The following is a 12,212-nucleotide window of genomic DNA, read 5'->3' as shown; positions in this document are numbered from 1 at the left end:
CTTGGTAATTACTGTTTGGAGCGTTTTATATTTAATTCCACCTAGCTACTTATCTGAAGTAATAGCTATAGATGTTTGGAAAATACCCCCAAAGCTTACTATGGCAGCGTGGAATTGTTGATGCTAGACGATAGCCAAAATAATACTATTCCTAGTGCCGTAATTCTCCATCGTGGCAATTTGAGATAAATTGGGGATTCAAGTCAGTCCATGTTAATGGGATCGATATCAATAGTCATGCTGACGGATTTGGGTAAATGCGATCGCAACCTCGACAATCGCTCTTTGTGGGAAACCAACAAGTCCGCGTTGTCTGGCAGTATATTTAAGTCGGGTGAATCTGTTTCTGACTGAGAGAACTTTAGTAAAATTTGCCAGCGATAGCGACGGGCTACTCGCATTACACTGGCAGGTGCGGGGCCTAAGATATCATATTCTGGACTTAAGAGATCGATGAGAAGATCGGCTAATTTTTCGGCTGCTTGCTCGACTTCTCGACTATCGATACTACTAAGTTTAATTAAAATCAGCTTTCCATAGGGAGGATAGTTTAACTCTTCTCGTTCGGCTAATTCTGCGGCGCTAAAACTATGGTAGTCGTGGGTTTTAACGGCTTGAATAACAGGATGTTCGGGGGAATAAGTTTGCACTATAACTTTGCCTGGAGTGTCTCCTCTCCCCGCCCTTCCCGCTACCTGAGTCATGGTTTGAAAAGCTCTTTCCGCTGCGCGATAGTCGCTACGATGTAATAAACCATCCGCAGCCACAATTCCCACTACCGTTACCCCTGCAATATCTAAACCCTTAGTCAGCATTTGCGTACCAATTAAGATATCTGCTTCTTTATTGGTAAATTGAGTAATTAACTCGCGATGCGCGCCTTTATTCCTGGTAGTATCGCTATCAAAACGAATACATTTGAGTTCTGGAAATAATTTAGTTAATTCTTGAGTTACTTTTTGTGTTCCACTACCAAAAAATTTTAGATAGGGAGAACTACATTCAGGACAACTATTGGGTTGAATGCGGGTATAGTTGCAATAATGACAGCGTAATAGTTTAGCTGCGCCTTCATGGGTATAGTGATAGGAAAGGGAGACATCACAGTCGGGACATTCCATAACATAGCCACAACTGCGACAAGAGACAAAAGTACTGTGTCCCCGTCGAGGAATAAACAAGATCCCCTGTTCTCCTCGTTCCTGCATATCGGCGATCGCATTTTGCAGCGATAAACTAAAAATGGATCGATTACCCCGACTCAATTCTTGACGCAGATCGATAATAGTTACTTTAGGTAACGGACGAGATGCAATTCTTGCGGGTAAAGATAAATAAAACCTCTTGGAGATCGATGCCATATCTCCTCGTCTCCCTGTCTTATGGGAAGCGGTATCCTTTAGGGCTTTGTCTCCTCTGACTGCTACTAAACTTTCCAAAGAAGGAGTCGCCGAACCCAAAATTAAAGGGCAATCATCTAACTCTGCCCGCCAATTTGCTACTTTTCGAGCGTGATAAGTAGGTGCAGGACGATTTTGCTTAAAACTGGAGTCGTGTTCTTCATCGAGAACGATTAAGCCCAAATTTGGTAAGGGAGCAAAGATAGCCGATCGCGTGCCAATTACTACCTGGGGTTCTCCTTGAATGGTTTGTCGCCAAGTATCGTAACGTTCTCCAGCAGATAGTTTACTATGATAGACGCAAACTTGCGTCCCAAATCGAGCGCGAAACCGATCTGTTAATTGAGGAGTCAAGCCAATTTCGGGGACTAAGACTAATGCAGATTTGTTTTGGGCTAACACCGGTGCGATCGCTTGTAAGTATACTTCGGTTTTTCCCGAACCCGTAACTCCATGTAAAAGTATTTGGGCATAACCTGTTTGGGCGTTAATTACTTGTAGGGCATTGGCTTGATCTTGGCTCAATTCTTTAGGGCGATCGCCATCTTGAGCGACTCCTTGTTCTTTGCGTAAGATTTCGCGATCGTCAAGAATGATATAACCTTTATCTACTAATGCTTTGAGAATTTTGGTACTGGTTTGATGTGACTTGACGAATTCTGTCTGCCAAGCCTCTCCACCTTCATTTTTAAGGATACTTAAGATTTCTTTTTGTCTTGTCGTCAAATCGTTTAATAAACTTCCTCCTACCAAGGTTATAGCTGTTTTTAGCTTTGGTTTGGCTCGTTTTGGTGCTTCGAGATAATTCTCGATCCATCCTCGTTTATTTAGTTCCCGAATACCCCGACTGGCACCTTTTACTTGATTTCTGAGATAATTAACACTATAGTCCCCGTCTTTCTGATTTTGTAGCAGTTTCAAGACCTTAAGAGCAATAACGCTACAAAAATGCTCCGCACCAGGAGGAATAGCTCCTTTATTTAATCTAATTCTACGTTGCGATCGCCCTAACAAGCCTGGAGGTAGAGCAACACGAATTGCACTCATCAAATCCGTACAATAATAGTCAGCAATGTTGTTTAACAATTCCCAATATTGTTGAGGAAAAAAGCCTGAAATCACTACATCTTCAATAGGTCTAATCTTGGTAGAATCTAAATCTGCTGGTGGTTTAGTCGAGATCCCAATGGCAATACCCCCCGTTATTTGTATGCCAAAGGGGACGCTCACAATATCCCCCACACAAACTAATAGATCTGCTGGAAGACTATAGGTATATAATCCCTGTACTCCAGGGACATCGACTAAAACTTCTACCCACTGTGGAGTATGGGTTTGATAGCTATTTTTGGGTTCGGCTGCGATGAGATTGCTATTAATTACAGATTCTGCCAAACTCGCATAACTAAGTTGAGATAGATTTTCAGAAGTACCAATTAACATCAAACTTTTACAACTATCCGTACGGGAATACTATTCTACTCTTTTCCCCGCTCAATTCCCGCTTTTGCTTTGTCTACAATAAAACCATTGGGCAGAGCGTTTTCAAAATAATATTTTCAAAATAATATTAATGGATTGAGTATAACTGATAACATTTATAAGTTTGTCGAAGGAGGGTCACTAAGTTATCAATTCATTACAAGAATTGATTTCAAGTAAAAAGCAATACAGTTTAAATCGAAGTTTGATGAAAATATACTAAGTTAATTCACTACAAAATAAAGAAAATTAGTACGCTACTAGACTCATGAAATAAATATCAGTCAAAAAGTCGGAAAAAGCTTGATATAATCCAGTTTGCGAGCATCTGTCAGTTTCCTAAAATAACCTATTTTTACAAAAAAAAACATTAAGAAAAGATATGCTTTGCGAATAATGATTCATAAGTATGAGAGTTTAATAATTGAACAGTTAGTAAAAGAATAAACAAAAAGAACTGTAAAGGATAAATTACATCCATAGACCTGTTTTTCCGAAGCTTTAAGAGAACTTTTTAATAACCCAATTTAACATAAGCAGAGCAAATATAAATTTATCCTATTAGTGAGATTTCGATCGGAAAATTTTCGCGAATATCCAAATACTTCTTTAGCAAAACTTAGGAATAAAACCAATGACTACAGTCAAACTTACCGAGAAGAACAATTACGATCTAGATATTTCCCTCGACGAAGATTCTGCAATAACTGAAGATGATTTAAAACTAGTTGAAGCAGAATATTCCGCAGAAGATAGTCATGATTCTGGAGCTAAAAGTCGTCGTAAAATTCCTTTAGAAGATAATATTGGAGCCTTTTTCAAAGAAATGGCTCGCTATCCACTCCTTACCGCAGAAGAAGAAATAACTCTGGCGAATGATGTCAAGCTCATGCTAGGAGTAGAAAAAGCTCGGCAAAAACTGATAGAAGAAAAAGAACAAAAACCCACTAAAATCGAATTAGTGGCAGCAATAGGTTTAGAATCAGAACGTCAGCTTGACCTACTACTATATAGAGGGAAAGTAGCCAAGCGTAAAATGATTCGTTCCAATTTACGTTTAGTGGTTTCTATTGCCAAACGTTATCTCAATCGAGGCGTACCTTTTCTGGACTTGATTCAAGAAGGAGCGATCGGTTTAAATAGAGCTACAGAGAAATTCGATCCCAATAAAGGATACAAATTTTCTACCTATGCCTATTGGTGGATTAGACAGGCAATTACCCGTACCATTGCCAATGATGCTCGTACTATTCGATTGCCGATTCATATTGTAGAAAAGCTCAACAAGCTTAAAAAAGCACAACGTAACCTCAAGCAAAACTTACAACGCAACCCTAGCGAATCAGAATTAGCTCAAGAATTAAAAATTTCTAATTCTCAGTTGCGCCAACTGTTAGAATTGCGCCGTCAATCTTTATCTCTCAATCATCGTGTGGGTAAAGCAGAAGATACTGAACTCGTAGACTTGCTGGAAGATAGTGATCTTCAATTACCCGAAGATCGGATGAACGAAACTATGATGCGTCAGGAAATTACTGATGTTTTGGATGATGTGCTGACTCAGCGAGAAAAAGACGTAATTTGTTTGCGTTATGGTTTATCGACTAGCCAGCCCTATACTTTGGAAGAAGTCGGCGGTATGTTCAGCTTATCCCGCGAAAGAGTGCGTCAAATTCAAAGTAAAGCCATGCGCAAACTGCGTCGCCCTCAAGTTGCTCGTCGTCTGAAAGGATGGTTAAATTAATAATTTTCAATATTTGGTAGACAATAAAAAAATAATTTTACTCAAACTCAATTAAGTGAGTAAGGCGATTGTTATTATACGAATAATATAATTGCCCTTACTCATTTTTTATTTAATAAATTAGTATTTAACTCTATGGATTCGAGCCTCATTCTTTCTAATATCTTAAATCCGCCAGTGCTATTTTTCTTTATCGGAATGATAGCAGTTTTCTTAAAATCAGATTTAGAAATTCCCCATCCTTTACCCAAACTATTTTCTCTTTATCTTCTATTTGCCATTGGTTTTAAAGGGGGACACGAAATACATGAGAGTGGAATCAATAGTGAGATTGCCATAACTTTGTTGGCAGCAGTAATTATGGCTGCGGTAGTGCCAATTTATGCTTTTTTTATCCTTAAAATAAAATTAGATGCTTATAATGCAGCAGCGATCGCAGCTAGTTATGGCTCAATTAGTGCGGTAACTTTTGTTACAGCAAGTTCATTTCTCGAACAACAAGTCCCACCGATAGAATATGGGGGACATATGGTGGCAGCTTTAGCTTTGATGGAGTCTCCTGCAATTATTGTTGGTTTAATTTTAGTCAGGCTGTTTACCCAAGACAACAAGGCAGATCGAGAAGACAGCAAAGGTAGCTTTTCATGGTCGGAAGTATTAAGAGAAGCTTTTCTAAATGGTTCAGTTTTCCTACTATTGGGTAGTCTATTGGTAGGCATAGTAACTAGCGAACAAGGATGGGAAAGATTAGAAGGATTTACAGGAGAAATATTTTATGGAATGCTGACATTTTTCCTGCTAGATATGGGTTTAGTAGCAGCTAGAAGAATTGGCGACTTAATTAAAAGTGGTTCGTTTGTGATTGGGTTTTCCATTTTGATGCCAGTATTCAACGCATTAGTGGGTATCTTTATTGCCAGAGCAATTGGAATATCCCAGGGTAATGCTCTTTTGTTTGCAGTACTATGTTCGAGTGCTTCTTATATCGCAGTACCCGCAGCCATCAGAATGACAGTCCCCGAAGCAAACCCCAGCCTATATATATCTATGGCTTTAGCTCTCACCTTTCCCTTTAATATTATTATTGGCATTCCTATTTACCTAGCAATTATCAACCGCATTTGGGGTTAATAAGATCAAAAAGAATCTTAGCTTTTTTTCTATGCAACTGGTCAACGGTTTTCATTCCAAAAACATAAGGGGCGATCTGTTTGGCGGGATAACTGCGGCAGTTGTTGCTCTCCCTTTAGCTTTAGCTTTTGGCGTATCCTCTGGTGCAGGAGCGATCGCAGGTTTATATGGCGCAATCATAGTCGGCTTCTTTGCAGCCTTATTTGGGGGGACTCCATCCCAGATTTCAGGGCCTACTGGACCGATGACAGTAGTAATTGCCACAGTGTTTTCGACAGAAATTGCCAGAGATCCCGAAAATGGCGCGGCGATCGCTTTTACTGTAATTATCTTATCGGGAATATTTCAGATCGTATTTGGCATTATGCGCCTGGGTAAATACATCACTCTCATGCCCTATACAGTTATTTCAGGCTTTATGTCGGGGATTGGGGTAATTATAATTTTGCTTCAGTTTGGACCTTTTTTCGGGCATCCTGCCTCGGCTAATGTGGTGCAGTCAGTGAGTCGGTTACCCTATTTTCTGAGTAATGCCAATCCTGGATCGGTAGGTTTGGGAATTTTAACTCTGGGGATCGTCTTTTTAACCCCTGCTAAAATTACCCGATTAATTCCTTCTCCTCTATTGGCTTTAATTATAGGAACATTTGTAGCAGCTTATTTTTTGCCCGACCAAGGTTTACGACTAATTGGAGATATTCCTAGTGGACTACCCACCTTGCATTTGCCCTCTTTTGATATCGCTCGGGTTAGGGATATTTTCGGCTATGGTTTGATGTTGGCAGTATTGGGATCGATTGACTCTTTACTAACATCTTTAGTGGCAGATAACATTACCCGAACTCAACATGATAGCGATCGCGAATTGATCGGTCAAGGCATCGGTAATTTGCTAGCAGGCTTGTGTGGCGGGCTTCCTGGGGCGGGGGCTACTATGCGCACTGTAATTAATGTCAAAAGTGGCGGAAAAACACCCATTTCGGGCATGATTCATGCTTTGGTTTTATTGATTATTGTCCTTAAAGCGGGAGAGTTAACTTCTAATATTCCCCAAACAGTTTTAGCAGGAATCTTAATTAAAGTTGGGATTGATATTATTGATTGGAGTTTTTTAAAACGAGCGCACAATATATCCCTCAAGGCCACGGGATTGATGTACATGGTTTTGTTTTTGACTGTATTTGTGGATCTAATTACTGCGGTAGCAGCAGGAGTATTTTTTGCCAATTTATTAACTATTAAAAGCTTGAGCGATATTCAAAGCAATCATGTTAGAGCCATTATTAATCCCGATGATGATGATGATGATGCAGCTTTGAGCATGGAAGAAAAGCATTTACTAAAACAAGCCAAAGGCAAAATCTTATTATTTAATTTAAGCGGACCGATGAGCTTTGGTGCAGCCAAAACTATCTCTCAAAGGATGGGAATTGTGCGGAAATATGAGGTATTGATTTTAGATCTCAGCGATGTACCTTTATTGGGAGTAACTGCTTCTTTGGCGATCGAAAATATGGTTAAAGATGCTTGCAGCAATAATCGTGAAGTATTTTTAGTTGGTGCAACGGGAAAAGTAAAACAAAGACTGCAAAAAATGAAGCTACTCAAATTACTACCTCCCGATCGTTGCTTTGATGAAAGGTTGTTTGCCATCCAAGAAGCGATCGCATACATCGAATCTCGTGAAATTAAAATTAAAGAGAAAAATATAACTAACTAATGCTTAACACCCGATTTTAATCTCAAACTTACGTTCGATTGTCAATTAATCAGCATTGGGAAACTTGGCTAGATGCTTTTATAAATTAAGATCTCTATTAAACAACGGCTAAATGAATAATGGCATCTCCTTGATTGACTAAGGGATTTTGAGTATAGCTAATTACAATACCGTTAACTGTTGCACGGACTGCAACTCTTTTTTCCCCAAAAGCATTGGTAATAAAACCTAACTCTTGTCTTTTCAGGACTTTTTCGCCTAAATTTACCTCTAGATGAAATATTCCACCACAGGAAGCTCTTACCCATCTACTAATTCTACTTTCTAAAGATTCAACAGTATTAGAGACTAATTCATCCCGATACATTTCTAGACAATTCATCACCCTTAAAATACCTTGAACACCACATTCAATCGCTAGAGGATCGAAACGCAAGGCTTCTCCTGCTTCGTAGAGCAAAACGGGACGACCTTTTTTTGTGGCTGAATGACGCAACGAGCCAGATATAGTTTTGGCATGGATCATCAACGGTGCGCCAAAAGCTTTGGCACAACGATAGGTGATCTCATCTTCTAAGTTGGCGCGGATTTGGGGCAAATTGGTACGATGTACTGCTGCCGTGTGCAGATCTATGCCGTGAGTGCTGTGAGCGACAATTTCGCGCATAAATAGATTGGCTAATTGTGAAGCGAGAGAGCCGTTTTCCGAACCTGGAAAAGAGCGATTGAGATCTCGGCGGTCTGGTAAATAGCGAGATTGTTCGATAAAACCAAATACATTCACAATCGACACGGCAATAATAGTACCTCGCAGTTTTTTGGGGTCAACTCGCCCCAATATTCGAGCGATGATTTCTACTCCATTTAGCTCGTCCCCGTGAATGGCTGCACTCAACCATAATTTGGGACCAGGTTCAACGCCATTAACCACCGTTACGGGAAGAGACACTAAAGTCTGAGTCGATAAACGGCTAACTGGCAATTCAAAACGGCGTAATTGTCCCGATGTAATTATTTCCTTGGCAATTTCAATCGTATTGTCTGACACTTAGTTCTTAGTTAATTAATATCGAATGCGATCGCTTTTTTTATGAGAAGTATGTCCCACGATAATTTTACTTAATAGAAGGGCTTACTTAAAGCGCGATCGCCATCATTTTCTTCTACAGCGCATTTAACCACAAAGTCGATGATTTTGCCCGCCACATCAATTTCTGTTGCTTTTTCGATCCCTTCTAGACCAGGAGAAGAATTGACTTCCATAACTACTGGTCCATGATTGGAGCGAAGTAAATCCACTCCTGCAACTTTTAATCCCATCGCTTTGGCTGCCCTCAGGGCAGTATCTTTTTCTTCGGGAGATAAATCTATTTTTTGAGCGTTTCCTCCTCGGTGCAGGTTTGAACGAAATTCACCTTCTGCACCTTGTCGTTTCATGGCAGCAATCACCTCATCACCAACCACAAAACAGCGTAAGTCTGCCCCTCCTGCTTCTTTGATAAATTCTTGTACGAGAATATTGGCATCTAAACCGCGAAATGCTTCAATAACGGACTTAGCTGCTTGATAAGTTTCTGCTAAAACCACCCCGATCCCTTGTGTACCTTCTAATAGTTTGATTACTAACGGCGCGCCTCCGACTGTTTCAATCAAACCATCAATATCTTGAGTGGCATGGGCAAAACCAGTCACGGGCAGACCTACTCCTTCTCGGGCTAAAATTTGCATCGATCGCAATTTATCTCGACTGCGAGAAATAGCCTGAGATTGATTGGCACTAAAAACATCCATTACTTCAAATTGCCGAACTACCGCAGTACCATAAAAGGTTCTGGATGCACCGATGCGCGGAATAATTGCATCAAAGTTTTCTAGTGGTTTACCTTTATAGACGATAGAGGGTTTTTTAGACGTAATATTCATATAACAGCGCAAGTAATCAATTACTCTAATTTTGTGTCCTTGTTGTTCTCCTGCTTCTCTGAGGCGTCTAGTGGAATAAAGACTCGAATTTTGAGAAAGAATTGCTATTTTCATATTTGACTGCAAGCGGTGTGTTTTATTCAGGTTTTCTATTATTGTCGTGTTCCCTATCGCTTTGCAGAAAAGATTTACCAGGATCTACTAAAAACTTATTACGAACTGCTTGTCTACCCAACAACATGCGAAACCCCATGACATCTCGATTAGTCAGGGTTAATTCTATTTGCCACTGCTGTTGACCTAACTTGACCTCCGTTACGATTACGGGTCTGAGTTCTGCTTTTCCGCCAGAGTTTTTGACTTCTCTGTATTCTAATAGTTCTGCCTGGGTAACAATGATGGTTTGATCGTCTCTTTGTAATGGATGAACTTGAAAACGAACGAAAGATTTGCCTTCAATAGTCAATTCTTCAATTTCAAACGCATGAATTGCAGAAGATCTTGCCCCCGTATCAATTTTGGCTTTGACCCAATCTATTTTTAACTGGGGCAAAGCGATGATTTCTCGCCAACCGATAATCGCTCTATCCTGGGTGGATTTATTGTAATAGGTACTTTTAAGATTTTTAGACACAAAGAAGGTATATTGTTGTTTTTGATCGGGTTTTAAGCAAAATGGCTTAGTAACAAAAAATAGTTCAGTTAAATTACTGACGATCTTTATAGTTACTTTTCGTACTATTTATATACACTAAGATATAGTCCTGGAACATTTAAACAAAAAAAAGGCACTAATAGTAATTAATCAGTGCCTTCGGAGTCCCACGAACTGTAATGTACCAAAATTTTGGTACTCATACAGGATAGTCCGAATTTTCTCCTGTAATGTATAAAAGCGTACCATTTTATTCCTAACATAGCCACATTTAAGCAATGATTAGTAATAGGTAGATTTTGATAGCATTTTTTAACCTTTTAATCTAAGTTGTATTAGGTGCAATTTTTGCCATTGCTGCTTCTGCTGCTCTTTTTTCTGCTTCTTTTTTGCGACGATCTGTACCGATACCATAAACTTTTCCTAAAACCGATACTCTAGCAGTAAATTGTTTGTTGCGATCGCAACCAGATTCTGCGATAATTTCGTATTCGGGTTTAGCTTGATGATTGGCTAAAGCCCATTGTTGGAAACGGTTTTTGCTGTCAATAAATGTTGCCTGAGGTTGAGCAATCTTTTGACCGTCATTGGAGTCAAATCCCAAAGAATCGTTAACTAATGCTTCAGCTAAAGGCTGAAATATTTCTAGGATATATTGACGGACTGATTCGATTCCTGCATCTAGAAAATATGCTCCTAAAGTAGCTTCAAAAGTATCGTTAAGCAAAGAAGGATTATCCCTACCTCCATCTTTAGCTGCTCCTTTACCCAGGCGCATCAATGCCCCCAAACCCAATTCTTTACCCAATCTTCCTAGCTGCTTTTCATCTACTAATCGCGATCGCAGGTGAGTTAATTGCGCTTCGTTGATACTAGGATAAATTGTGTAGAGCATTTCGGCAATTACAAACCCCAAAACAGCATCTCCCAAAAATTCTAGACGTTCGTTATCTGATGCTATGGAGGTATTTTCATTCGCATAAGAGCGGTGAGTTAAAGCTAGCTCGAATAGGGCTGGGTTTTTAAATGATGGTAATTTTTGGATCATCGAATAACTAGTTTTAAAACAACAGTTTTTGCAAATTTTTGTAACAAAAGCCGTAAATTATATTTACGACCGAGAAGTAATTACATAGAGAAGCTTGATTAATTTAAGGGTGCAATAAATCATCATAAATGACCATTAGTAATGAGTTGGAGCAATCAAAATATCAGCTATTAGACAAGCTGATGGATGAGTGCCAAACTACCAATGATTTTCAACAGCAAGAGTTAGCAATCAATCAAATTGTAACTACAATTTTGCGATCGCGACCTCTGTGTCGTCGGTTTCATGGTACACCGCTAAAAGGAGTGTATCAAGAAATATACGATCGGGCTAAAGAAAAGCTAATTATTCATCTTTATACTTATCTAATCGATTTTAATGAAGATGAGAATTTTAACAAATTCAAGAAAATCAAACAACTTGAACCAAATTATTTATATCAACTCCAGAAGCAAATTTTTCAACAATTACTCGATGACGATTTATTAAAAAAAATGGGTTTAGCTGCTCAAAATTACTCAGTCAATAGCGAACTAAGAACATATGCTTTAACCGAACTGATTAAAGGAATTAAATTGTCAGGCAGACTGTGCAGACCCCATGTCAGCAAATTTTCTAGTAGCTTGTATCCACTTCTTTATGAAGAAGCTGTTACAGAAACTTTCGCTTATATATGTGTCAACATCGATTTATACGATCCCCAACGAGGGAATTGTAAATTTATGAATTGGGTTAACTTTAAATTAGATAAACTCGTTTTAAAAAGTTATATTGATTACCAAAAATATGCCCAGCATGAAGTTTCTTCTTTTGCAGGTTTAGAACAAATTAGACAACCAGTAAATACTCCAGATTTATGGCAAATTCTCCAAGAATATCTAACTCAAGACCCAGATAGAATTTTTGCTACGGCCCATATCAGAAATAGACCAGATGCCAATTTTAGTAGTATTACCTTGGCTAAATTCTCAGGCAAAAGCTGGGAACAAATATCCGATCTCTTTGGGATACCAATTCCAACTTTGAGTAGTTTTTATAATCGTTGGTGTCGTCGTTTTTCACCTTTACTCAAGACTGAATTGAAAAAGTATTTTTAGACATTTACCCCA

General features: G+C 39.1%; 9 protein-coding genes. 4 read left to right on the top strand and 5 right to left on the bottom strand.

Annotated features, from left to right (window positions below; translation table 11 throughout):
* Positions 1 to 203: 203 nt before the first annotated feature.
* Positions 204 to 2,843: a primosomal protein N' gene (gene priA / locus I4641_RS18490; RefSeq protein ID WP_229642060.1), complete on the bottom strand. Its 2,640-nt coding sequence runs from the start codon at positions 2,841 to 2,843 to the stop codon at positions 204 to 206.
* A 673-nt stretch (positions 2,844 to 3,516) separates the two neighbouring features.
* On the opposite strand from priA, the gene I4641_RS18485 reads away from it, so the two are divergent.
* The 3 genes from I4641_RS18485 (at position 3,517) to I4641_RS18475 (ending at position 7,477) form a co-directional block, all read left to right on the top strand.
* Complete coding sequence (locus I4641_RS18485; protein ID WP_229642059.1) at positions 3,517 to 4,626, top strand: RNA polymerase sigma factor, RpoD/SigA family; 1,110 nt, start codon at positions 3,517 to 3,519, stop codon at positions 4,624 to 4,626.
* Positions 4,627 to 4,761: 135 nt separating this feature from the next.
* Complete coding sequence (locus tag I4641_RS18480; RefSeq protein WP_229642058.1) at positions 4,762 to 5,757, top strand: sodium-dependent bicarbonate transport family permease; 996 nt, start codon at positions 4,762 to 4,764, stop codon at positions 5,755 to 5,757.
* Positions 5,758 to 5,788: 31 nt separating this feature from the next.
* Complete coding sequence (locus tag I4641_RS18475) at positions 5,789 to 7,477, top strand: SulP family inorganic anion transporter (RefSeq protein WP_229642057.1); 1,689 nt, start codon at positions 5,789 to 5,791, stop codon at positions 7,475 to 7,477.
* A gap of 97 nt (positions 7,478 to 7,574) precedes the next feature.
* Here I4641_RS18475 and I4641_RS18470 read toward each other — a convergent pair whose 3' ends face one another.
* The 4 genes from I4641_RS18470 to rnc all read right to left on the bottom strand — a co-directional run bounded on the left by I4641_RS18470 (position 7,575) and on the right by rnc (position 11,103).
* Entirely contained in the window at positions 7,575 to 8,525 is a 951-nt protein-coding gene (locus I4641_RS18470) for a succinylglutamate desuccinylase/aspartoacylase family protein (RefSeq protein WP_229642056.1), read from the bottom strand.
* Positions 8,526 to 8,596: 71 nt separating this feature from the next.
* A complete protein-coding gene (gene rimK, locus I4641_RS18465; RefSeq protein ID WP_229642055.1) occupies positions 8,597 to 9,514 on the bottom strand; it encodes a 30S ribosomal protein S6--L-glutamate ligase in 918 nt (305 codons plus the stop codon).
* A 22-nt stretch (positions 9,515 to 9,536) separates the two neighbouring features.
* Positions 9,537 to 10,034, bottom strand: coding sequence for an ATP-dependent zinc protease family protein (locus tag I4641_RS18460; RefSeq protein ID WP_229642054.1), 498 nt, complete (start codon positions 10,032 to 10,034; stop codon positions 9,537 to 9,539).
* A gap of 346 nt (positions 10,035 to 10,380) precedes the next feature.
* Positions 10,381 to 11,103 carry a ribonuclease III gene (rnc, locus tag I4641_RS18455; protein WP_229642053.1) on the bottom strand — a complete coding sequence of 241 codons (723 nt, stop codon included), beginning with the start codon at positions 11,101 to 11,103 and terminating at the stop codon, positions 10,381 to 10,383.
* 128 nt (positions 11,104 to 11,231) lie between these two features.
* Between rnc and I4641_RS18450 the strand changes: the two genes are divergently transcribed.
* A complete protein-coding gene (locus I4641_RS18450) occupies positions 11,232 to 12,200 on the top strand; it encodes a hypothetical protein (RefSeq protein ID WP_229642052.1) in 969 nt (322 codons plus the stop codon).
* Positions 12,201 to 12,212: the final 12 nt, after the last annotated feature.

The sequence above is a fragment of the Waterburya agarophytonicola KI4 genome, assembly GCF_020640915.1.
Classification (GTDB): Bacteria; Cyanobacteriota; Cyanobacteriia; order Cyanobacteriales; family Xenococcaceae; genus Waterburya; species Waterburya agarophytonicola.
This window is presented reverse-complemented; position numbering and strand designations above follow the sequence as displayed.